This is a genomic window from Phenylobacterium sp. (assembly GCF_035475775.1).
Lineage (GTDB): Bacteria > Pseudomonadota > Alphaproteobacteria > Caulobacterales > Caulobacteraceae > Phenylobacterium.
Window position 1 is genome coordinate 1 of sequence record NZ_DATIMC010000120.1, and the last position, 22,249, is coordinate 22,249.

Below are 22,249 nucleotides of genomic sequence, written 5' to 3' on the forward strand. Positions count from 1 at the left end.
GCGGCAGTGCCGCCCCGCCATGCTCTCAGGCGTGCTGCAGGCCGGCCGGCAGCTTGAAGATGATGCGCTCCTCGGCGACCACCACCTCCTCGATCGTGACCTCGAAATGCTCGCGTAGGCGGGTGAGCACCTCCTCGACCAGCACCTCGGGCGCGCTGGCGCCGGCGGTGATGCCGATGGTGGTGACGCCCTCGGCCAGGGCCAGGTCCAGGTCGCGGCCGCGCTGGACCATCACCGCGCGCGGGCAGCCGGCGCGCTCCGCCACCTCGACCAGCCGCAGCGAGTTGGAGGAGTTCGGTGCGCCCACCACCACCATCAGCTCCGCCCGGTTGGCGATGGCCTTCACCGCCGCCTGGCGATTGGTGGTCGCGTAGCAGATGTCCTCCTTGTGCGGCGCGGCGACCTGCGGGAAACGGGCCTTCAGCGCCGCCACGATCTCGCCCGTGTCGTCCACCGAGAGCGTCGTCTGGGTGACGTAGGCGAGCCGCGCGGGATCCCTTGGCGTGAAGGCCTGCGCACCGGCCAGGGTCTCCACCAGGCTCACGGCGCCGGGCGGCAGCTGGCCCATGGTGCCCACCACCTCGGGGTGGCCGGCATGGCCGATCAGCACGATCTCGCGGCCGGCGTCGTAATGGCGCTGCGCCTCCACGTGCACCTTCGAGACCAGCGGGCAGGTGGCGTCGAGATAGAAGATGTTGCGGGCCTCGGCCTCGGCCGGCACGGACTTCGGCACGCCGTGGGCGGAGAACACCACCGGCCGGTCCTCGGGACACTCGGAGAGCGTCTCCACGAACACCGCGCCGAGGCCCTTCAGCCGCTCGACCACGTGGCGGTTGTGCACGATCTCGTGGCGCACATAGACCGGCGCGCCGAACTTCTCGATCGCCCGCTCGACGATCTGGATCGCCCGGTCGACGCCGGCGCAGAAGCCGCGCGGGGTGGCGAGCAGCACGGTCAGGGGACGGCGGGGCGCGGCAGTCATCGGGCGCGGAACTTAAGGCCCCCGCCCCGCGCCCGCCAGTCGCGTTGCGGCCGCATTCGACACGCTGTACTAGCGGATGACCCTGCGCGCGCGCTCTCGCGCCCGCTCATCTGGACTTCCCGCCCATGCGCCGCCTGCTGCTGATCTCGTTCGCCGCCCTGATCGCCGCCCTGCCGGGCGCGAGCTTCGCCCAGTACGGCGGCGGCGGCGGCCCCGGGGGCGGCGGCCCCGGCGCGGGCGGCCCCAGCGGCGACAAGGACGCCCAGGACGAGGCCAAGAAGAAGAAGCGCGACAAGGAGTGGGGCGACAACCAGGCGCCGCTTCCCGCGCTGCGCAACGCCGGCCCGTGCCCGTTCGTCAAGACCCTCTACGACGCCGCCCGCTACGTGGACTTCAAGGAGGGTCGCGAGGCTTCCGCCGACGTCGGCTACACCGGCGAGATCCAGGGCATCTCCTCCGGCTGCGCCTACAAGGAGAACGAACCGATCAAGGTGGCGATGGAGCTGCTGTTCGAGCTCGGCAAGGGCCCCGCCGCCCAGGGCTCCAGCCACACCTACCGCTACTGGATCGCCGTGACCGACCGCAACCGCGAGGTGCTCGCCAAGCGGACCTTCGAGATGCCGGTCTCCTTCCCCGCCGGCCGCGACCGCATCTACAAGCGCGAGACGATCAACGACGTGACCATCCCGCGCGCCGACGGCAATGTCTCCGGCGCCAACTTCGAGGTGCTGGTCGGCTTCGACGTCACCCCTCAGATGGCCGAGTTCAACCGGCTCGGTAAGCGCTTCCGGCTGAGCGCCGGGGCGACGCTCGCGGCCGAGACCACGCCCGCCAGGAAATGAGCGACCTCAAGCGGGGGCTCTCCGAAGCGGCCTTCGCCGTCTTCGAGGCCCTCGGTCTTCCGGGCGAGCTCGGCCGCGTCACCACCTCCGACCGCCCGGACCTCGCCGACTTCCAGGTGAACGGCGCGCTTGCGGCCGCCAAGCGCGTGGGCCGGCCGCCGCGCGAGATCGCAACCCGCGTGGCCGAGCGGCTGGCGGCCAATCCCCGCATCGGCGTCGCCGAGGTCGCGGGCCCGGGCTTCGTCAACCTGCGGCTCACCGACGCCGCGCTGGCCGCCCGCGCCGAGCAGATCGCCTCCGACCCGCGCGCCGGCGCCGAGCGGCTCGATCGGCCGCGCCGGGTGATCGTCGACTACGCCGGCCCCAACGTCGCCAAGGAGATGCACGTCGGCCACCTGCGCTCCTCGATCATCGGCGAGGCCCTGAAGCGCCTCTACCGGTTCCGCGGCGACGAGGTCTGGGGCGACGCCCACTTCGGCGACTGGGGCTTCCAGATGGGGCTTTTGATCGGCGCGCTCTGCGACGAGGATCCCGCCATCGCCCGCGCCGTCGAGGCGCTGAACGCCGCGCCGGCCCCCAATGACCTGGAGAGCCTGGAGACCCCGGCCTTCGGCGCCGTCACCCTGGAGCAGGTCGACCGCCTCTACCCGCAGGCCGCCGCGCGCGCCAGGTCCGACGCGCCCTACCGCGACCGCGCGCGGCGCATCACGGCCGAGCTGCAGGCCAGGCGGGCCGGCTACTACCTGCTGTGGCGCCATCTCGCGCAGGTCACCCGCGCCGCCCTGCAGCGCGACTTCCATGCGCTGGGCGTCGACTTCGACCTCTGGAAGGGCGAGAGCGACGTCGATCCGCTGATCCCGGCCATGGTCGGCGAGCTGCAGGAAAAGGGCTTGCTGGTCGAGGACCAGGGCGCCCGCATCGTCCGCGTCGCGCGCCCCGACGACAAGCGCGAGCTGCCGCCGCTGATCGTGGTCTCCTCGGAGGGCTCGGCGATGTACGGCACGACCGACCTCGCCACCATCCTCGACCGCGAGCGGAGCCTGCATCCCGACCTCGTCGTCTACTGCGTCGACCAGCGCCAGGCCGACCACTTCGAGATCGTCTTCCGCGCCGCCGAGCTCGCCGGCTACGTGCGCCCGGGACAGCTCGTGCACGTGGGCTTCGGCACCATGAACGGAACCGACGGCAAGCCCTTCAAGACCCGCGAAGGCGGCGTCCTCAAGCTGGCCGACCTGATCGGCATGACCCGCGCCAAGGCGCGCGAGCGGCTGCACGAGGCGGGGCTGGGCGAAGACCTTCCCGAGGCCGAGTTCGAGGACATCGCCGGCAAGGTCGCGGTCGCCGCCCTGAAGTTCGCCGACCTGCAGGCCTTCCGCGGCACCGCCTACGTCTTCGACCTCGACCGCTTCACGGCCTTCGAGGGCAGGACCGGCCCCTACCTGCTCTACCAGGCGGTGCGGGTGAAGTCGCTGCTGCGCAAGGCCGCCGAGGAGGGCGCCCACGCCGGCCCGGTGATCGTGGCCGAGCCCGCCGAGCGCGAGCTCGTGCTGGCGCTCGACGCCTTCGAGACCGCGCTGGCCGAGGCCTACGAGCGCTATGCGCCCAACGCGATCGCCGAGCACGCCTACCGGCTCGCCCAGGCGTTCTCGAGATTCTACGCCGCCTGCCCGATCCTGCAGGCCGCGCCCGCGGTCCGCGCCTCGCGCCTCACGCTCGCCCGGGCGATGCTGGCGCAGCTGGAGCTCGCGCTCGATCTCCTCGGCATCGCGGCGCCGGAGCGGATGTGACGCCCGCGCCGGGCCTCAGAGCCTGCCGCCCGGCCGCAGGCTGAAGTTCAGGGTGAACATCAGGGTGTCGGCCTCGTCGAGCACCTCCATGCGCCAGACCTCGCCCAGTTCGTCGGGCGCGTCGTTGAGGATGCCGGCGCAGAGCCGGACCGCCTCGCGCCGGGCGGAGGCCGCGTCGCTCAGCACCACCCCGTCCAGGTCCGGCATCGAGCGGCCGTCCAGCACATTGAAGAAGTAGCGGGGCATGCACGCGCTCCGTATTGGCCCGGGAGCGCAAGCTGTCTCTCGTTCGCCGCCGCAGGCCCAAGGCTAAGCTGGCGATTTTGTTATTCTATTCCTCGCGTCGGCGGCGCGCAACGCCGATTGTCCGAAACCGCACAGATCAGATCGGCGTGCCCAGCAGCCGCTGGTGCTCGGCCTCCGGTCCGCCGTAGCTGTCGCCGGCGATCTCGGCCAGCTTCGCCCGATCGAGCAGGCGCACATGGCCGCGCCGCGCGCGGATCAGCTTGGCGCCTTCGAACACCTGCAGGGCCACGGTCACGCTGGACCGGCGGACGCCCAGCATCAGCGCCAGGAATTCGTGGGTGAGCGCCATCTCCTCGCCGTCCAGGCGGTCGTCGGACATCAAGAGCCAGCGGGCCAGCCGCTCCTCGACGGTGTAGGCGCCGTTGGAGAGCGCCGTGCCGGCCACCTGCAAGGTGAAGCTCAGCACGTAGCGCAGCAGCAGCAGCCGCGCCGCGCGGCTCTCCTCCACCACCGCCTCCAGTTCGCGGGCGCGGACGCGGTGGCCGGCCCCGGCGACCTGCATGAAGTGCTCGTGGGGCGAGCGGTCGCCGCCCAGCATCAGGAGCTGCCCCGACATGCCGTCGCGGCCATAGAGGCCCACCTCCAGGCGCCGGTCGTCGCTGGTGACCGCGACGATCGAGGCGATGCCGCTTCCGGGGAAGGTGACGAACTCGAACGGCGTATCGACCGGCTGGATCACCGTCCGGACGGGCAGCTCCACGGCCTCGATCCCACCCGCCAGACGGTCGAAGTCGGCCGCAGGCAAGGCCCGCAGCAGCCGGTTCCGCATTTCGGATTGCAAGGCTCGAGACAGACGCTTCCCACTGATCTGAGCGGGAGCGCAGCGCGTCTCCCAGCCGCCGGCGCCCCGTGTCGTGCCGACGATGTCCCCTCCATAGTCCAATTGTACGTTCATGACGATTCATTATGCTCAAAATGCGAACTGTCCGATAGCGTACATTGAATGTCTGCGAGCGGACATCCCAGTTACGTGAGGTATAGAGTGACGGCTGCCTTTTGCGAATATTGACCACGAGCCGGCCGCAGGTCCTTCCGCCGCGCTGAGGCCTTCCGGGGCCTGGCGCCGCCGCGCGCCCGCGCGCCGCATCGCCTGCGCGTTCCGCCGCGCAGCGCGCGCAAACGAAGGACTCACCATTGCGCGCTATAGCCCTCAGGCTGGCGGAACATCGCCGGGCGATGCAACTGGCGAGCCGGAGGAGGCGCAAAGGCCCGCGCGCGCGGGGCGGTCCGGACGATGATAGGGAGCCTGAACACCAACGCCGGCGCCCTCTCGGCGGTCGGCGCGCTCGGCGACGTCGCGGCCCTGATGGGCCAGGCGCAACTGCGCCTGGCGAGCGGCCTGCGCATCCAGGGGCCCAAGGACAACGGCGCGGTCTGGGCCATCGCCCAGACTGAGCTCTCCAACGCCTCGGCGCTCGACACCGTCGGCCAGTCGCTGGCCCGCGCCCGCTCTGTGCTGGACGTCACCCTGAGCTCGGGCGGGCTGGTCTCCGACCTGCTCACCCAGATGCGCGCCAAGGCGATCGCCAGCCTCGACCCCACGCTCTCCGCCGACAGCCGCGCGGCCCTCGACCAGGAGTTCGCCAAGCTCCGCTCGCAGATCGCCGGCGCCGTCGCCTCGGCCCAGTTCGACGGCACGGGCCTGATCCAGGCGGGCGCCGCCGACCTCCATCCGCTGGCCTGGTACGAGAGCCTGACCGCCACCACGACCACCGCGCCCGGCGGGCCGCCGCCCAACAGCAACGCCGGGGGGAACGCCGGCGGCCAGGGCGCCGTGCATGGCCACGCGGGCGGCGCCGGCGGCGCGGGCGCGGGCGCCGGCGGGACCACGACGACGACCACCACCACCACCTTCAGCGCGGCGGCCGATACGCTCACCATCAGCGCGCGCTCGCTGGCGCTGGGCGGGCCGATCGTCACCGTCGCGGCGGCCGACACGCTGGCCTCCGCGGCCGGCGCCGCGGCCGCGCTCGCCCACCTCGACGCCTCGATCGCCAATGTCGGCCAGGCGCTGGCGGGGTTCGGCGCCGAGGCGGCCATGGTCGACCGCCAGGCAGGCCTGGTCGGCAAGGCTCAGGACGGCCTGAAGAGCTCGGTCGGAAACCTCCTCGACGACGACCTCGGCGCCGAGGCCGCCCGCCTCACCGCCCTGCAGACGCGCCAGGCGCTCGCCGTGCGGGCGCTCGCCGTCGCCAACGCCGGCCCCCGCGCCCTCTTGGCCCTGTTCCCCTGAGCGGGCGCCTACCGCCCGTCCATCACATGATTTGCATCTCCCGGCGGCAGGATTACCCTGCGGAGCCTGTTCAGCCGGGAGCATCTGGACATGATCTCCCAGAACGCCCTTCTCAGGTCCCTGAAGCCCACGGACTACGAGGCGCTGCATCGCCACCTCGAGCCCGTGGGCCTGCGCCCCGGAGAGGTCCTCTACGAGCCCGAGGATACCGTCGACTGGGTCTACTTCCCGGAAGCGGGCCTGGTCTCGCTGATCTCCGTCATGGTTTCCGGCGACCAGGTGGAATCGGCCGTGGTCGGCCGCGAGGGCGGCATCGGCTTCCTGGAGGCGGCCGGCGCCGGGATCATCTTCTCCAAGGCGGTCGTGCAGGTCGACCTGGTCGGCCAGCGCGCGCCGGCCCGCGCCTACCTGGCGGCCTATGACGCGAGCCCGTCGCTGCGCCGCACGATCGCCGCCCACGTCGAGCTGACCCTCGCCGAGGCCCGCCAGACCATCGCCTGCATCGCCCACCATCCGGCCCAGCAGCGCCTCGCCTGGTGGCTCCTGGAGTGCCAGGAGCGCACCGGCCGCGACGAGTTCCGCCTGACCCAGGAGTTCCTCAGCGCCATGCTGGGCGTCCGGCGCTCGACCGTGTCCCTGATCGCCGCGGAGCTGAAGGGCGAGGGGCTGATCGGCTACAGCCGCGGCGCGATCCGCATCGCCGACCGCGAGGGCCTGCTGGCGAAGAGCTGCGAGTGCTACGCCACGAACCGCCGCTTCCGCGAGCTGATCGAAGGCCCCGATCACGACGGCGCGAGCCATCCGCGGAGGCTGCAGAAGCAGTCCTGAGGCGCCGGCCGCGCGCGACCTTGCGGCGCCGCGAGGCAACCTAAGCGCGGCCGCAGTGTTAGGGGAGCATGCCCCGCATCCTCACCACCTGCCCGAACACCGGCGCGCTTGTCTCCACCGGCCAGCGGACGCCGGAGCTGAAGCTCGCGGCCATGACCCTGCCCCACGCCTTCCGATGCAGCGCCTGCGGCCAGCCGCATTCCTGGACCGCCGCCCAGGCGATCGTCGAAACCGCCCCGAGCCGCCTTCTCCCGGCGGCCTGAGCGGACCGCGGCGGGCCCGCGTCGCGCTTGCGCCCCATGTTGAGCGTCATGCCCGGGCTTGCCGAACCAGTCTGACGCCGCGCGCAGCGGGCTCCGGTTCAACCGCGGAAGACGCAGAAAACGCGGAAACGCCAGCCTTCCGCGCCTTCTGCGCTTCCGGGTGCGGAGCGAAACGGATCGATCCAATTGCAGAATTGGGTCGAGGCGCTAAACGACAATAGATGCAGATCGACCGACCTCCGGCGGAGTGCGCCCAACTCATTGCGCAGACCGCGGCCTGGCCGGACGAGAAGGACAAGGAAGCGGTCCGACGCTGGTCGGACCTCTACAAGCGCAAGTTCGAGTGCGTCCGGCTGACCGAGGCGGGATGGTCGCCGATCGAGAAGGCGGCGGAGCAGGGACGCGAAGTACGTCGGGCGACGTTCCAAGACGGCCGGCTCGCGTTCCGGATACCGGCCGTAGCCCTCGAGCGTACGCGCGACGGCGCTGTGTGGATCAGACTGAGCATCAACCGGCCAGCTCGTGTGTTCAGCGCCCGCCTGCCGCCGGAGAGCTGGACACGCCTAACGGCCCACGACGAAGACGCGCGTAGGCCGGTCGCGGCGCGAACGTGGGAGGGGCCGGGGCTCCCGCCGTTGGGCTGCCACGGCTGGTCGGTCACGGTGGAGGGCGCGGAGGCCAAGAGGAGCTGGCGTCAGGACCTGTCGGAATGCACCGCCGATCCCGACAGCCCTGCCTTCGCCTATGCATACGAGCTCGCCTCGATTGCGATCGATCACATAAGCGAATGCGCGGCGGCCAAGGCCAAGGCCGAGTCACAGGGCCACGGGCCGCAGGAGCCCGTCCGGGGCCTGATTTACTGCGCCGGACGGTTCGCGCCGAGGACCTTCGAAAATCCCTAGTCCCCTGCTCGCGGGTCCGCGCCCAGCGCGCTCCTGTTCAGCCGCGGAAGACGCAGAAAACGCGGAAACGCCAGCCTTTCGCGCCTTCTGCGATTTCCGCGGTTCCTGGCTTCCCCGCGCCCGTGCGCGCAGTTGACTCGCGCCGAGCCCTCCGCCACCTTCCGCCGTCTCTCGCGGGAGAGGTCGGGGCTCGAGGTCGGGCCCCGGAGCCGAAGGCGCAACCGCCCCGGAAACGCTCAGGCAAAAGGACCGCGAGGGCCGAGGAACGCTGGAAAGCGCTCGCCGTAGCCGCAGGGCGAAGGCTGGCCGCCGAAGGAGCAGGGGGCCGTCCACCCGATCGGGCGGTCCGAAATCTCTCAGGCCCAAGGACAGCGGGGGCGCGATCCGGCGGCGGGGGATCTCCCGTCGCCGCTCGCCGTCTCAGCCCCGCAAGTCCGAGCCCGTCGTGCCCGACATCCCCGCCGAGACCGTGCTCAGGACCACCCCGCTCACCGAAGCGCACCTCGCCCTGGGCGCGAGGATGGTCCCGTTCGCCGGCTACACCATGCCCGTGCAGTACGCCGGGGAGCAGGGCGGCGTGCTCAGGGAGCACTTGTGGACCCGCGAGCACGCCGGCGCTTTCGACGTCTCCCACATGGGCCAGGCGCGGCTCACCGGCCCTGATGTCCTGGCCGCCTTCGAGGCGCTGACGCCCGGCGACTTCCAGGGGCTCGAGCCCGGCAGGCAGAAGTACTCGCTGCTGCTGAACCGCCAGGGCGGCATCGTCGACGACCTGATGGCCGGCCGCCCCGACGACGAGGGCCTGTTCCTCGTGGTCAACGGCGCCTGCAAGGACAATGACTTCCGGGTCATGGGCGAGGCGCTGGCCGGCCGCGCCGCCATCGAGCGGCTGGAGGACCGGGCGCTGATCGCGCTGCAGGGCCCGAAGGCCGCCGCCGTCCTCGCCCGCCACGCGCCGCAGGCCGCGGCGATGGTGTTCATGGACATCCGCGGCATCGAGGCGTTCGGGACCGAGGCCATCGTCTCGCGCTCCGGCTACACCGGCGAGGACGGCTACGAGCTCTCCGTCCCGGCCGAGGCGGCGGTCCACGTGTGGAACACCCTTATGGCCGACGAGCGGGTCAGGCCCGTCGGCCTCGGCGCCCGCGATTCGCTGCGCCTGGAGGCTGGCCTGCCGCTCTACGGCCACGACCTCGACGAGACCGTCTCCCCCGTCGAGGCGGGGCTCGCCTTCGCGGTCAGCAAGCCGCGCCGCCGGCGCGCCGACTTCCCGGGCGCCGAGCGGATCCTCGGCGAGTTCGCCCACGGCTGCGCGCGCTTCCGGGTCGGCCTGAAGGTGCTGGAAGGCGCACCGGCCCGCGAGGGCGCCGAGGTCGCCGACGAGGCGGGCCGGCCGATCGGCGTCGTCACTTCCGGCGGTTTCTCGCCGTCGCTGCGGCAAGGCATCGCGCTCGCCTTCGTCCCGCCGCTCTTCACCGACCCCGGAACGAGGCTGAAGGTCGTCGTCCGCGGCAAGCCCCAGGCGGCCGAAGTCGCCCCCCTCCCTTTCGTCGCCCACCGCTACGTGAGGACATTATGACCCCGCTCATCCCCGCGAAGGCGGGGACCCAAGCTGAATCGCCGCTTGGATTCCCGCTTTCGCGGGAACGAGCGGAGGAGAATTGAGGAACTTGCCCATGCGCTTCACCAAGGATCACGAGTGGGTCGAGCTGGAGGGCGAGGTCGCGGTGATCGGCATCACCGCCTACGCCGCCGAGCAGCTGGGCGATGTGGTGTTCGTCGAGACCCCTGAGGTCGGCAAGGCGGTCAAGGCCGGCGACAACCTGGCCGTCGTGGAGAGCGTCAAGGCCGCATCGGACGTCTACGCCCCGGTCGCCGGCGAGGTGGTCGAGGCCAACGAAGCCCTGGCCGACGCGCCCGAGACCGTCAACGCCGCCCCCGAGGCGGCCGGCTGGTTCGCCAAGCTGAGGCTCGCCAATCCCGCCGACCTCGAGGCCCTCATGGACCGCCCCGCCTACGAAGCTTACCTGCAGACGCTTTGACTCCACCGCTCATTCCCGCGCAGGCGGGAACCCAAGCTGAATCGCCGCTTGGATCCCCGCCTTCGCGGGGACGAGCGGGAGAAGTGAAGATCGCATGAGATACCTCCCCCTCACCCCTGCCGACCGCGCGGAGATGCTTGCGGCAGTCGGCGCGCCCGACGTCGAGGCGCTGTTCCGCGACGTGCCGGAGACGGCGCGCAAGGCCGCGCTGTTCGACCTGCCGCGGCACGCCGGCGAGCTGGAGGTGGAGCGCGAGCTTGCCGGGCTCGCGGCGATGAACCGCCCGGCCGGCGCGGGGCCGTTCTTCTGCGGCGCGGGCGCCTACCGCCACCACGTGCCGGCCAGCGTCGACCACCTGATCCAGCGCTCGGAGTTCCTGACCTCCTACACCCCCTACCAGCCGGAGATCGCCCAGGGCACGCTGCAGGTGCTGTTCGAGTTCCAGACCCAGGTCGCCGCGCTGACCGGCCTGGAGGTCGCCAACGCCTCGATGTACGACGGCTCCACGGCCTGCGCCGAGGCGGTGATGATGGCCCAGCGGGTCACCCGCCGCGAGAAGGCGGTGCTCAGCGGCGGGGTCCACCCGCAGTACGCGGCCGCCACCCAGACCATCGCCCATGCCGAGGGCATGGAGATCGTCCGGCTGCCGGCCGCGATCGACGCCGAGGCCGCGGTGATCGAGGCCATCGACCAGGCGACCGCCTGCGTCGTCGTCCAGACTCCCAACGTGTTCGGCGTGGCGAGCGACGTGACGAAGATCGCCCAGGCGGCGCATGCCGCCGGCGCGCTCATGATCGTGGTGACCACCGAGGCGGTTTCGTTCGGCCTGCTCAAGTCGCCCGGCGAGATGGGCGCCGACATCGCCGTCGCCGAGGGCCAATCGATCGGCAATCCGCTGACCTACGGCGGCCCCTACGTCGGCCTCTTCGCCTGTCGCGAGAAGCACGTCCGCCAGATGCCGGGCCGGCTGTGCGGCGAGACCGTGGACGCCGAGGGCCGCCGCGGCTTCGTGCTGACGCTGTCCACCCGCGAGCAGCACATCCGCCGCGAGAAGGCGACCTCCAACATCTGCACCAACTCCGGCCTCTGCGCGCTCGCCTTCTCCATCCACCTGTCGCTGCTCGGCGAGACGGGCCTGCGCCGGCTGGCCGCCCTCAACCACAGCCGGGCGCGGGAACTGCGCGAGGCTGTCGCCGCCGTGAACGGCGTCGAGGTGCTCACGCCGCGGTTCTTCAACGAGATCGCCATCCGCACGCCGGTCTCCGCCGCCGCCTTGGTGGAGGCCTGCCTCGCCGACGGGGTGATCGCCGGCGTGCCGTTCGCCCGGCTCGATCCGCACGCCGGCATGGACGACGTGCTGCTCCTGGCCGCCACCGAGACCACCACCTCCGACGACATCGCCGCGCTGGCGGCCTCGCTTTCGAAGACCCTTTCCGGAGGCGCCCGCTGATGGCCATGCAGAACATCGGCCGGCCCAGCCGGCCGCGCGCCGCCGACCTCGAGAACCATGCCTCGCTGACCGGCGGGCGCGGCCTCTTGCAGGACGAGCCCTTGATCTTCGAGCTCGGCGGCTGGGAGAAGACCGGCGTCGACCTGCCGGCGCCCGACCGCGACGCCGCCGACCTCGGCGACCTCGTCCGCGCCGAGCCGATCGGCCTGCCGGGCCTCTCCGAGCCCGAGGCGCTGCGCCACTACGTGCGGCTCAGCCAGAAGAACCACGCCATCGATCTCGCGCTCTATCCGCTGGGCTCGTGCACTATGAAGCACAACCCGCGGCTCAACGAGAAGGCCGCGCGCCTGGCGGGCTTCGCCGACCTGCACCCGCTGCAGCCGGTGTCCACCGCGCAGGGCGCGCTGGCGCTGATGGACCGGCTCGCCCACTGGCTGAAGACCCTGACCGGCATGCCCGCCGTGGCGCTCTCCCCCAAGGCCGGGGCGCATGGTGAGCTCTGCGGTCTGCTGGCCATCAAGGCCGCCCACGACGCCGCCGGCCAGGGCCATCGCCGCACGGTGCTGACGCCCACCTCGGCGCACGGCACCAACCCGGCCACCGCCGCCTTCGTCGGCTACCAGGTCGCCGAGATCGCCCAGACCGCCGACGGCCGCGTCGACCTGGCCGACCTCGCCGCCAAGCTCGGCCCGGACGTGGCGGCGATCATGGTGACCAACCCGAACACCTGCGGCCTCTTCGAGCGGGACATCCTCGAGATCAGCCGCCTCACGCACGAGGCGGGCGCCTACTTCTATTGCGACGGGGCCAACTTCAACGCCATCGTCGGCAGGGTGCGGCCCGGCGACCTCGGCGTCGACGCCATGCACATCAACCTGCACAAGACCTTCTCGACCCCGCACGGCGGCGGCGGCCCGGGCGCGGGGCCGGTGGTGCTCTCGGAGGCGCTGGCGCCCTTCGCGCCCGTCCCGTGGCTGGTGGCCGGCCCGGACGGCTTCGGCCTGATCGAGGAGCCGGCCGGCGAAGCCGCCCGCGCCTTTGGCCGGATGTGCGCCTTCCAGGGCCAGATGGGCATGTTCGTCCGCGCCTACGCCTACATGCTGAGCCACGGCGCCGACGGCCTGCGTCAGGTCGCGGAGGACGCCGTGCTCAACGCCAACTACATCAAGGCCCGCCTCTCGGCCGAAATGACGCCCGCCTTCCCCGAAGGCCCCTGCATGCACGAGGCGCTGTTCGACGACAGCTGGCTGGAAGGCGCCGGGATCACCACCCTCGACCTCGCCAAGGCGCTGATCGACGAGGGCTTCCATCCGATGACCATGTATTTCCCCCTGGTGGTGCACGGGGCCATGCTGATCGAGCCCACCGAGACCGAGCCCAAGCGCGAGCTGGACCGCTTCTGCGACGCCATGCTGGCGCTCGCCCGGGCCGCCAAAGGCGCCGATCGCGAGCGGCTGAAGGGCGCGCCCTACCTCGCCCCGATGCGCCGCCTGGACGAGACCCTCGCCGCCCGCAAGCCGAAGCTCACGTGGCGCCCGGGGGACAGCACTGTGGCGCCGGCGCCATTGGCCGCGGAATAAACAAAGCCGATAAAATATTAACGGCCGGGCGCCTTTACCGTTCGCGGACTCGTTCGCATATCTTGCAGGCGCGGCGACGGTCCGACCTCCCCTTGGGCCGCCTTAGCGCATTCCCAGGTTGCCCCAGTGTCCTTCGCCATGCCCTCGCTGCGCGTGTATCGCGCCTCCGACGAATTCGCCCGCGAAGCCCTCGCGCGGATCGGTCGTGGGCTGTCGCTCGCCCTGGGCGCGATCCTGGTCCTCGTCGGTCTGGGGATCGAGTTCCTGCCCTTGCCGCTGCACTTGCCGGGCATGGCGGTCGTGGTCATCGGCCTGATGCTGGTGCTGCGCAACTCCTTCAAGGCCCGTCGCCGCTTCGTCCAGATCCAGCGCAGCCATCCCAGGATGGTCGCCCCGGTGCGCCGCCTTCTGCGGCGCGAGCCGGAAGTGGTGCAGGTATTCTGGCAGGCCTACCTGCGCTCCGAGCGCCTCATGCTGCCCAAGCGTTTCCGCTTCGCCGTGCGCGTGCGGCGCTATTTCAAGGTGCGCGCCCGGACGTCGGCCTGAGTTCGCCGATCCGCGGTCCGCGCGACCGTTACTGCAGCTTGGCGCCGAGCTGGCCGATGGCCTGGTCGACCAGCGGGTCGGTCTTGACGCCGGCGATCCGCTGGCTCAGCACCTTCTCGGCCATCTGGGCGGCGAGCTCGGCGGCGGCGGCCTTCACCTCCGCGGCGGCCTGAGCCTCGGCCGTGGCGATGCGGCGCTCGGCGAGCTGGCCGCGGCGCTCGATCTGGTCGGCGAGCCTGGCGCGGGATTCGACCTGCATCCGCTCGGCCTCCGCCTGGGCGTTGGCCATCACCTCGGCGGCGAGCTTCTCCGTCTGCTCGCGCTGCGCCTTGATGTCCGCCAGCAGCCCCTGGGCCTCCTCGCGCAGGCGGTTCGCCTCGTCGAGCTGGGCGCGGACCTTCTCGGCGCGCGCATCGAGGTGCCGCAGGGCCAGCCGGGGCACGCCGGCCCAGACCAGGATGCCGGTGAAGATCACCAGGGCGACGCCGACCCAGAAGTGCGCGTCGAGAAGGATGTCCACGGGTGCGCCTTCCTTTCGTCTAGGCCGCGCCGGCGGAGGCGAGCTCCGCGCGGCTGGGCGCCTGGCCGGTCAGCTTCTGCACGATGGCCGCGGCCGCGTCGGCCGCGATATCGCTCACGTGGGCCATCGCCGCCTCGCGCGCCGCGGCGATCCGGGCCTCGGCCTCCGCGGCGGTGTGCGCGAGCTTGGCTTCCTCGGCGGCCAGCTTGGCCGAGATCTCGGCCTGGGCCTTGGCCCGCGCCTCGGAGGCGAGCTTCATCGCCTGGCCGCGCGCCTGGCCGATCTCCGCCTGCGCGGCGGCGGCCTGGGCGTCGGCCTCCTCCTTCATGCGTCGCGCCTCGGCCACGTCGCCGGTGATCTTGCCCTCGCGCTCGGCGATCGCGCCGCCGATGCGCGGCACGAACACGCGGGCCATCAGCACCAGGATGATCACGAAGAAGATCAGGAACCACGCCGCCTGGCCGGGCCAAGTGGCGAGATCGAACTGCGGCAGGCCGCCGGCGGCGCCCTCGGGAGCCGCGGCCCCCGCCGTCGGGGTTGGAGCGGAAGACTGCATCGGCGCCTTAGCCGCTGATCGGCACGAACAGGATGATGAAGGCCATCACGAGCGCGAAGATGCCGAGCGCCTCGGTCAGCGCCAGCCCCAGGAACAGCATCGGTTGCTGGCTGGCCGCAGCCGAGGGGTTGCGGATCGCCGAGGCCAGGTAGTTGCCGAACAGCACGCCGAGGCCGACGCCGGCGCCGATCAGGCCCATCGTGGCGAGACCCGCGCCGATGTACTTGGCGGAGATGTGGTCCATGTCTTCAAACCCCTTGGAGATTGTCGGTTGTTGATCAGTGGCCGTGACCGAGGTTCACGACGTCGTTGAGGTAAACGGTGGCGAGCGCGGCGAACACGAAGGCCTGCAGGAAGGCGACGATGAGCTCCAGGCCGGTCAGCGCCACCACCAGCGCCAGCGAGACGCCGGAGCCCGCGAAGGCGAGGTAAGCGATGCCGCCCTGCAGCCCGAACACGCCCAGCCCCACGATGAAGCTGGCGAACATGTACATGACCACGTGGCCGCCGATCATGTTGCCGAACAGTCGCATGGCCAGCGTCACCGGCCGGATCATGAATGACAGGAACTCCAGCGGCGCCACCATCAGCAGCATGTACCAAGGCAGGCCCGACGGCGTGAAAAGCCTGAACAAGCCCAGGCCGTTCTTGATGAAGCCGATGGCCACGACGGTCAGGAAGGTGACGATGGCCAGGGTGGCGGTCACCGCCAGCTGGGCCGTGGCGGTAAAGGTCCAGGACTGGTGCGCCAGGTTCCCGAAGGCCAGCACCAGGCCCATCATGTTCATCACCAGCACCACCATGAAGATGCTGAAGACGAACGGCACGTAAGGGCGGCCCGCATGCCCCATGATCGGCCCGACCAGGGTGGCGTCGATCAGGTCGAACAGGCTCTCGGCCAGCGACTGCAGGCGCCCGGGCACGATCTCGCGCCTGGCGGCGACGGCCAGGAAGCCGCAGATCACCAGCGCCGCGAAACCCATCGCCAGCGTCGCGTTGGTGATCGACATGTCCAAGGTGAAGCCGCCGATCTGGATCGGCGCGAACTTCACGATGGGATGGACCAGGAACTGCTCCATCGGGGCGATCGGGGGCGCTTTGGCCATCTATTCCCTACCGTCTCAATCGTCTTCGTCGTCGGGCGCGCTCGGCGGCGATCCGGCGCGTTCCGACTCCGTCTTGGCCCACGCCCCGGCGCCGCGGATGGCGACCAAGGTGGAGACCCCCACGCCGATCAGCAGACCGCCGATCAGGCCGAAGGGCGCCGTATGAGCGAGCCAATCGAACAGCCTGCCGAAGCCCAGGCCGCCAAGCACCCCGCCCACCACTTCACCGAGGAAGCGGTAACCCTGGCCCATCGCGCGCTGCGAAGCGACGCGGCTCGGCGGCGCGCGCTCGGCTTCGAAGGCGGCGAGCCGTTCGTCGAGGCTCTTCAGGGCCTCTTCGCGCGGTTCGTCCGGCTGGGGCATGCGTCGGGAGGCCAAAAGACCGCGACGTCGCCGCCACGGCGGGGGCTTCAGGTCGCGCGGAACCTATAGAGCGTGCTGCGGCGCGTCAAGGCTGCCGGACTGCACATTAGTTGTCTGAATTCGTTACATTTTTTCTCTGCGGCGGCAGAACGCGCAGACCGCAGCCTACTGCGCCGCCATGGCCTCGGCCTGGGTGAGGTCGACCGAGACCAGCTGCGAGACGCCGCGCTCGGCCATGGTCACGCCGAACAGGCGGTCCATCCGCGCCATGGTCACCGGGTTGTGGGTGATCACCACGAACCGGGTCTGCGTGCGCGCCCGCATCTCGTCCAGCAGGTTGCAGAACCGATCGACATTGGCGTCGTCCAGCGGCGCGTCCACCTCGTCGAGCACGCAGATCGGCGCCGGCTGCGACAGGAACACGCCGAAGATCAGCGCCATGGCGGTCAGCGCCTGCTCGCCGCCGCTCATCAGGCTCATGGCGGCGAGCCGCTTGCCCGGCGGGCAGGCGTAGATCTCCAGCCCGGCCTCCAGCGGGTCGTCGGACTCCACCAGCCGCAGCTCCGCCAGGCCGCCCTGGAACAGCGCCGAGAACAGGCTCCTGAAGTGCGCGTTGACGCCGTCGAAGGCGGCGATCAGGCGTTCGCGGCCCTCGGCGTTCAACTGCTCGATGCCCTGGCGCAGCCGGGCGATCGCGCCGCCGAGGTCCGCCCGCTCGGCCTGCATGGCGGCCAGCCGACCCGCATGCTCCTGGACCTCCTCCTCGGCGCGCAGGTTCACCGCCCCGATCGCCTCGCGCTGGCGCTCCAGGTTGAAGAGGTGCGCCTCGACGCCTTCGGGATCGGGCGGGATCGCGACCGCGTCGTCGGCGAGCCTTTGACCGAGCTGTTCGGGCTCCATCCGCACCGCCTCGCGGATCTGCAGGGCGACCTCGGCGAGCCGCGTCTCGGCGGCCTCGCGGTGCGCCGTCAGGGCGGCGCGGACCTCGCGGGCTTCCGAGGCGGCGGCCTCGCAGGCCCGGAGCGCCCGGTCCGCCTCGGCCCGCTCGCTCTCGGCGGCGGCCAGCGCATCCGAGGTCCCGGCGCGGCGGGCCTCGGCGACCGAGAGTTCGTCGAGCAGGCTCGCGCGGCGGCTCTCCAGAGTGGAGGGCGCGGTCCAGGCCGTCTCCAGCTCCGCAGCGGCCTTGCGCCGCGCCTGGGCGAGAGCCTCGATCCGCTTGCCGGCCGCGACGGCGCGGCGCGCCCAGTCCTCGTGCTCGCGGGAGAGCTGCTCCAGCCGCTGGACGCGGCCGTTGCGCTCGCGCAGCTCGATGTCGAGCGCCGCGCGGGCCGCGGCGGCGGCCTCGCGGGCAGGTCCGGCCGCATCGCGGGCCGCGGCAAGCCGCTCGGGGAGGTCTGAACCCTCCGGCGCCGGCCCCTCGGCCTGCGCCGCCGCGAGCGCCGCCTCGTCCTCGGCGAGCTCGGCCTCGAAGCGGCCGATCAGGTCATCCAGCGAGGCGGCGTGCGCTTCCTTGCGCGCGCTCTCCCGCTCGAAGCGCTCCAGCGCCGTCCGCGCCGCGAGCGCCGCCTGTTCCAGCGCCGGAGACGCGCGCCGGGCGGCCTTCAGCGCCTCGTCCGCGGAACGGACCCGGGCCGCGGCGGCGGCCAGCGACTCGCGGGCGGCCTTCGCCTTCGGCTCCAGCGATTCGATCTCGGCCTCGACCTCGGCCAGCCGGGTCTTCTGCTCCAGGCGCACCGCGGCGGGCTTCGGCGCCTCGGCGCGCGCGGTGAAGCCGTCCCAGCGCCAGAGGTCGCCTTCCTTCGAAACCAGCCGGCAGCCGGTCGGCAACCGGGCTTGCAGCTTGTCGCCCTCGGCGCGCTCCACCAGGGCGGTGTGCGCCAGGCGCGCGGCAAGGGCGGGCGGCGCCTTCACCACTTCCGTCAAGGGCCGCACGCCCGCGGGCCAGGCCGGCGGCGCGACCTCGCGGCCGCCCCAGAACGCCGGGGCCGCCCTGTCGAGCGCGGCGTCCAGGTCGTCGCCCAGCGCCGCCGCCAGCGCCGCTTCGTAGCCGCGATCCGCGGCCACCGCGTCGATCGCCGGCGCAAAGCCGCCGCGGCGCGCCTGCGCCACCAGCTGGGCGAGCGCGCGGGCCTCGGCGGTGAGCCGGCCGAGCTGATCCTCGGACTTGCGCGACGCCTCGCGGGCCGCGGTCTCCGCCTCGACCGCCTGGCCGCGCGCCTCCTCGGCTGCGTCGAGCGCCGCGCGGGCGGCGGAGACCCTGGCCTCCGCAACCTCCAGGTCGGCTCTGGCCTGGGCGGCCTGTGGACTCGCGGCCGCCTCCAGGTCCGCCCGCTCCTGGCGCGCCTGGTCGAGCACGCGACGGGTGCGCGAAGCCCGGCTCGTCGCCTCCTCCAGCCGCTGCGCCGCGGCTCGCGCGTGGGCGTCCTGGGCCGCGAGCTCGGCGGCCAGGCGCTCCACCTCGCCATCGGCCTCGGCGCGGGCGGCCCCGGCGGCGGCGGCCCGCACCTCCAGCTCCGGCGTGCGCTCCGGCGCCGCGGCGATGGCGGCCTCGAGGCCCGCGATCTCGTCGGCGAGCCGGCCCAGCGCCGCGGCGGCGTCGTCCACCATGTGGGCTTCGCGCGCCTGGTCGGCGTCGATGCGCTCGAGCTCGGCGGTCAGCCGGGCGACCTCGGCGGCATGCGCCTCGTGCTCGCGGTCGAGCCGGTCCTTGTCGATGGCGAGCTTGTGCAGCACGGCCGCGGCGATGGTCTCGGCTTCGCGCAGCGGCCTGATCGCCTCTTCGGCCGCCGCCGCGCGCGTCGTCGCCGCCGAGGCGGCGCGGGCGGTCTCCTCCACGGCGCGCGCCGCCTGCGCGGCCTCGCCGCCCAACCGTTCGGCGGCCGCCTTGGCCTCGGCCCAGCGGGCATGCAGCACCGCCCCTTGCAAGGCGCGGATCTCCGCCGACAGCTTCTTGTAGCGCTCCGCCTGGCGGGCCTCGCGCTTCAGGCGCCCGAGCGTCGCCTCCAGCTCGCGGGCCACGTCCTCCAGCCGATCGAGGTTGGCTTCGGCGGCCCGCAGCCGAAGCTCCGCCTCGTGACGCCTGGAATGCAGGCCGGAGACGCCCGCGGCCTCCTCCAGGATCATCCGCCGGTTCTGCGGCTTGGCGGCGATCAGCTCGGAGATCTGGCCCTGGCGCACCAGCGCCGGCGAGTTGGAGCCGGTCGAGGCGTCGGCGAACAGCAGCTGGACGTCTCGCGCCCTGGCCTCCCGGCCGTTGATCCGGAAGGCGGAGCCCGCGCCGCGGTCGATGCGGCGCACCACCTCCAGCACCGGGTGGTCGTTGAATCCCGCCGGCGCGCCGCGATCGGCGTTGTCGATGGTCAGCGCCACCTCGGCGTGGTTGCGCGAGGGGCGCTTCTCCGTGCCGGAGAAGATCACGTCGTCCATGCCGCCGGCCCGCATGGCCTTGGCGGAGTTGGCGCCCATCACCCAGCGGAGCGCCTCCAGGAGATTCGACTTGCCGCAGCCGTTGGGGCCCACGATGCCGGTGACGCCGGGCTCGATGCGCAGCTCCGTCGGATCGACGAAGGACTTGAACCCGGAGAGCTTCAGCCGCTGGAGATGCATCGCCTAGCGGCCCTTGCCTCTGGCCGGGGCCTTGGCGGACGGCGCGGCGGCCTCGGCCTTGGAGATCGCGGCGCCCAGGGTCGCAAGATCGGTCTCGCCCTCGATCCGCTGGCCGTTGATGTCGAAGGTGGGGGTGGAGTGGACATTGTCCTTGGCCATCGCCGCCTCGAAGCGGGCGTTCAGCGCCTTCAGCGCCGCCGCATCGGCGAGGCAGGCGTCGACCTGCGCCTGCGAGAGGCCGTTGGCCGCCGCCACCTTCATCAGCGGCGTGCGCACGTCGCCGCTCTCCCACTCGGCCTGGCTGCGGAACACGCCGTCGAGGATCGCGAAGTACCTCGCCTTGCCGCCGCAGCGGGCGATCAGGAAGCCCGCGGCGGCCACCTCTTGCGGCGGGGTCAGGAACTCCTTGAGCGTGTAGTAGGCCCGCCCGGTGTCGACGTACGTCCGCTTGAACGCCGGCCAGACGTCCTCGTCGAAGCGCGCGCAGTGGGGACAGCTCGCCGAGGCGTACTCGACCACATGGACCCTGGCCCTCGGATTGCCGAGGCTCATGTCGCCCTGCACGGCCTCGGCCGGCACGCCGGCGGCCAGGGCGGGCCCGCCGCTCAGCGCGAGCGCGGCGGCGGCGATCATGATCCGGCGGTCGAGCATCACGGGCGTCCGTTCCGAAGCAGCGAGTAAAGCGCGATTCCCGCGCCGCCGCCCACCTGCGTCCGGGACGCTTGCACGGGTGAGCCAGCCCCGGGCGCAAGTCAATTCAGCGGCTGTGTCGCAGGACCCCACGGCCGAGCTGCAGCAGCGCGCGCTTCAGCGGCCCGTCCGGCGCGTCGGCCAGTCCGGCGGCGAGCTTCGCTTCCTCGGCCGCGTCGAGCGGCTTGGGCCGCTTGGGCGGCGGCCGCAGCGCCTCGGGCGCGCCGCGCAGCGGGCCCTGCACGACGCGCATCTTCTGCACCGCCTCGGCGCCCAGGAACAGGTTCACCCGCGCCAGGATCTCGTGCGCCTGGTGCTGGATCAGCGCCGCCGAGGGCCCCGCCACGCGGATCTCCAGCGACGAGGGCGCGCCGTTGCGGCCCTTGACCAGCTTCACCGGCTCGGTGCGCCGGGCGATGTCGGGGCCGACGATCTCGCGCCAGCGCGCGACGAGCGCGCCCGCGCCCTGGCCGAACTTGCCGTCCAGCTCCTTGATGAGCGGCCCGAGCGCCCGTCCTGCGGGCGGCGGCGGCCGGCGCGGCGGGCGCGTGCGCCTGCGAGAGAGGATCAGCAGCGCCTCTTGCGGCGTGGGCAGGGTCCGGCGCGGCGGCATGGCTGCAATCTAATCCCCGCTCGTTCCCGCGAAAGCGGGAATCCAAGCTGAGTCCGCCGCTGCGTCGATTCAACGTGGGTCCCCGCCTTCGCGGAGACGAGCGGGGGTGGTAGCGGAACAGGCGTGACGCCCACGGCCCTCCGCGCAAGCCTGCTCGCCTGGTACGACGCCAACGCCCGCGACCTGCCCTGGCGCGTGCGGCCGGCCGCTCGGGCCGCCGGCCGCACGACGGACCCCTACCGCGTCTGGCTTTCCGAGGTGATGCTGCAGCAGACCACGGTGCCGCACGCGACGCCCTACTTCCTGAAATTCCTCGCCGCCTGGCCGACGGTGACCGACCTGGCGAACGCCGACGACGGCGCGGTCATGGCCGCCTGGGCGGGCCTCGGCTACTACGCCCGCGCCCGCAACCTGCTGGCCTGCGCCCGGGCCGTCGCGCGCGACCATGCCGGCCGCTTCCCGGAGACCGAGGCGGACCTGCGCGAGCTGCCGGGCCTCGGGCCCTATACGGCCGCGGCGGTGGCGGCGATCGCCTTCGACCGTTCCGCCAATGTCGTCGACGGCAACGTCGAGCGGGTGATGGCGCGGCTGTTCGGGGTCGAGGCGCCCCTGCCCGAGGTGAAGGCCGAGCTGAATCGCCTGGCCGCCGGCCTGGTCCGCGACGAGCGCCCCGGCGACTGGGCCCAGGCGCTGATGGACCTCGGCGCCGTGGTCTGCCGCCCCAGGGCGCCGCTCTGCGCGCGCTGCCCGATCGCCGCCCATTGCGCGGCGCTGAGACTCGGCGATCCGGAGAGCTACCCCCGCCGCGGCCGCAAGCCCGACCGGCCCCACCGGTACGGCGTGGCCTACCTCTTGACCCGCGGCGAGGAGGTGGCCCTGGTGCGCCGCCCGCCGAAGGGCCTGCTCGGCGGCATGCTGGCGCTGCCCACGTCGGCCTGGCGCGCCGGCCGCTGGAGCGAGGCCGAGGCCCTCGCCGCCGCCCCTGCGCGCGCGCCCTGGCGCCCCGCCGGCGAGGTCGAGCACGGCTTCACCCA

The 22,249-nt window shown here is 72.4% G+C and carries 23 protein-coding genes and 1 riboswitch; of the genes, 12 read left to right on the forward strand and 11 right to left on the reverse strand.

Annotation, left to right across the window (positions count from 1 at the left end):
• Positions 1-25 precede the first annotated feature (25 nt).
• Positions 26-982: a 4-hydroxy-3-methylbut-2-enyl diphosphate reductase gene (ispH, locus tag VLI41_RS14625; RefSeq protein WP_325268819.1), complete on the reverse strand. Its 957-nt coding sequence runs from the start codon at positions 980-982 to the stop codon at positions 26-28.
• Between the two features lie 125 nt (positions 983-1,107).
• Here ispH and VLI41_RS14630 point away from each other — a divergent pair, with 125 nt between their 5' ends.
• Positions 1,108-1,824, forward strand: coding sequence for a Tat pathway signal sequence domain protein (locus tag VLI41_RS14630; protein ID WP_325268820.1), 717 nt, complete (start codon positions 1,108-1,110; stop codon positions 1,822-1,824).
• Positions 1,821-3,611, forward strand: coding sequence for an arginine--tRNA ligase (locus VLI41_RS14635; protein ID WP_325268821.1), 1,791 nt, complete (start codon positions 1,821-1,823; stop codon positions 3,609-3,611). Before VLI41_RS14630 ends, VLI41_RS14635 begins: the two co-directional genes overlap by 4 nt.
• Before the next feature lie 15 nt (positions 3,612-3,626).
• Here VLI41_RS14635 and VLI41_RS14640 read toward each other — a convergent pair whose 3' ends face one another.
• Together VLI41_RS14640 and VLI41_RS14645 are read right to left on the reverse strand one after the other, a co-directional pair.
• The gene (locus tag VLI41_RS14640) at positions 3,627-3,857 is read right to left on the reverse strand and encodes a DUF6894 family protein (RefSeq protein WP_325268822.1); all 231 of its coding nucleotides are present in this window, start codon (positions 3,855-3,857) and stop codon (positions 3,627-3,629) included.
• Positions 3,858-3,993: 136 nt separating this feature from the next.
• Positions 3,994-4,686: a Crp/Fnr family transcriptional regulator gene (locus VLI41_RS14645; RefSeq protein WP_325268823.1), complete on the reverse strand. Its 693-nt coding sequence runs from the start codon at positions 4,684-4,686 to the stop codon at positions 3,994-3,996.
• Positions 4,687-5,151: 465 nt separating this feature from the next.
• Between VLI41_RS14645 and VLI41_RS14650 the strand changes: the two genes are divergently transcribed.
• From VLI41_RS14650 to VLI41_RS14690, 9 genes are all read left to right on the forward strand, one after another.
• Positions 5,152-6,150 carry a flagellin gene (locus VLI41_RS14650; protein WP_325268824.1) on the forward strand — a complete coding sequence of 333 codons (999 nt, stop codon included), beginning with the start codon at positions 5,152-5,154 and terminating at the stop codon, positions 6,148-6,150.
• 90 nt (positions 6,151-6,240) lie between these two features.
• Entirely contained in the window at positions 6,241-6,978 is a 738-nt protein-coding gene (locus VLI41_RS14655; RefSeq protein ID WP_325268825.1) for a Crp/Fnr family transcriptional regulator, read from the forward strand.
• A 68-nt stretch (positions 6,979-7,046) separates the two neighbouring features.
• Positions 7,047-7,241: a hypothetical protein gene (locus VLI41_RS14660; protein ID WP_325268826.1), complete on the forward strand. Its 195-nt coding sequence runs from the start codon at positions 7,047-7,049 to the stop codon at positions 7,239-7,241.
• A gap of 221 nt (positions 7,242-7,462) precedes the next feature.
• The gene (locus tag VLI41_RS14665; protein ID WP_325268827.1) at positions 7,463-8,143 is read left to right on the forward strand and encodes a hypothetical protein; all 681 of its coding nucleotides are present in this window, start codon (positions 7,463-7,465) and stop codon (positions 8,141-8,143) included.
• Between the two features lie 164 nt (positions 8,144-8,307).
• A riboswitch (glycine riboswitch) is annotated at positions 8,308-8,405 on the forward strand.
• Between the two features lie 183 nt (positions 8,406-8,588).
• Positions 8,589-9,722 carry a glycine cleavage system aminomethyltransferase GcvT gene (gene gcvT / locus VLI41_RS14670; protein WP_325268828.1) on the forward strand — a complete coding sequence of 378 codons (1,134 nt, stop codon included), beginning with the start codon at positions 8,589-8,591 and terminating at the stop codon, positions 9,720-9,722.
• Between the two features lie 97 nt (positions 9,723-9,819).
• Positions 9,820-10,185: a glycine cleavage system protein GcvH gene (gene gcvH, locus VLI41_RS14675; protein WP_325268829.1), complete on the forward strand. Its 366-nt coding sequence runs from the start codon at positions 9,820-9,822 to the stop codon at positions 10,183-10,185.
• A 94-nt stretch (positions 10,186-10,279) separates the two neighbouring features.
• Complete coding sequence (gcvPA, locus tag VLI41_RS14680; protein WP_325268830.1) at positions 10,280-11,635, forward strand: aminomethyl-transferring glycine dehydrogenase subunit GcvPA; 1,356 nt, start codon at positions 10,280-10,282, stop codon at positions 11,633-11,635.
• Positions 11,635-13,215, forward strand: a complete 1,581-nt coding sequence (gene gcvPB, locus VLI41_RS14685) for an aminomethyl-transferring glycine dehydrogenase subunit GcvPB (protein WP_325268831.1) — start codon at positions 11,635-11,637, stop codon at positions 13,213-13,215. The genes gcvPA and gcvPB overlap by 1 nt, the downstream gene beginning before the upstream one ends.
• A gap of 126 nt (positions 13,216-13,341) precedes the next feature.
• Positions 13,342-13,761 carry a hypothetical protein gene (locus tag VLI41_RS14690; protein ID WP_325268832.1) on the forward strand — a complete coding sequence of 140 codons (420 nt, stop codon included), beginning with the start codon at positions 13,342-13,344 and terminating at the stop codon, positions 13,759-13,761.
• A 28-nt stretch (positions 13,762-13,789) separates the two neighbouring features.
• On the opposite strand, the gene VLI41_RS14695 is transcribed toward VLI41_RS14690, so the two are convergent.
• From VLI41_RS14695 to VLI41_RS14730, 8 genes are all read right to left on the reverse strand, one after another.
• Positions 13,790-14,281, reverse strand: coding sequence for an ATP F0F1 synthase subunit B (locus VLI41_RS14695; protein WP_325268833.1), 492 nt, complete (start codon positions 14,279-14,281; stop codon positions 13,790-13,792).
• 19 nt (positions 14,282-14,300) lie between these two features.
• The gene (locus tag VLI41_RS14700; RefSeq protein ID WP_325268834.1) at positions 14,301-14,837 is read right to left on the reverse strand and encodes a hypothetical protein; all 537 of its coding nucleotides are present in this window, start codon (positions 14,835-14,837) and stop codon (positions 14,301-14,303) included.
• Between the two features lie 7 nt (positions 14,838-14,844).
• Positions 14,845-15,081, reverse strand: a complete 237-nt coding sequence (locus VLI41_RS14705; RefSeq protein ID WP_297695663.1) for a F0F1 ATP synthase subunit C — start codon at positions 15,079-15,081, stop codon at positions 14,845-14,847.
• A 34-nt stretch (positions 15,082-15,115) separates the two neighbouring features.
• Positions 15,116-15,943, reverse strand: coding sequence for a F0F1 ATP synthase subunit A (locus tag VLI41_RS14710; protein ID WP_325268835.1), 828 nt, complete (start codon positions 15,941-15,943; stop codon positions 15,116-15,118).
• A 15-nt stretch (positions 15,944-15,958) separates the two neighbouring features.
• Complete coding sequence (locus VLI41_RS14715) at positions 15,959-16,306, reverse strand: F0F1 ATP synthase assembly protein (protein ID WP_325268836.1); 348 nt, start codon at positions 16,304-16,306, stop codon at positions 15,959-15,961.
• Positions 16,307-16,471: 165 nt separating this feature from the next.
• Positions 16,472-19,912 carry a chromosome segregation protein SMC gene (smc, locus tag VLI41_RS14720; RefSeq protein ID WP_325268837.1) on the reverse strand — a complete coding sequence of 1,147 codons (3,441 nt, stop codon included), beginning with the start codon at positions 19,910-19,912 and terminating at the stop codon, positions 16,472-16,474.
• Positions 19,913-19,915: 3 nt separating this feature from the next.
• Positions 19,916-20,563 (reverse strand): thioredoxin domain-containing protein, encoded by a 648-nt coding sequence (locus VLI41_RS14725; RefSeq protein WP_325268838.1) that lies wholly within the window; start codon positions 20,561-20,563, stop codon positions 19,916-19,918.
• A 106-nt stretch (positions 20,564-20,669) separates the two neighbouring features.
• Positions 20,670-21,215, reverse strand: coding sequence for a DUF721 domain-containing protein (locus tag VLI41_RS14730; RefSeq protein WP_325268839.1), 546 nt, complete (start codon positions 21,213-21,215; stop codon positions 20,670-20,672).
• Positions 21,216-21,338: 123 nt separating this feature from the next.
• Between VLI41_RS14730 and mutY the strand changes: the two genes are divergently transcribed.
• On the forward strand, positions 21,339-22,249 hold a 911-nt coding region (gene mutY / locus VLI41_RS14735), incomplete at its 3' end, for an A/G-specific adenine glycosylase (protein WP_325268840.1).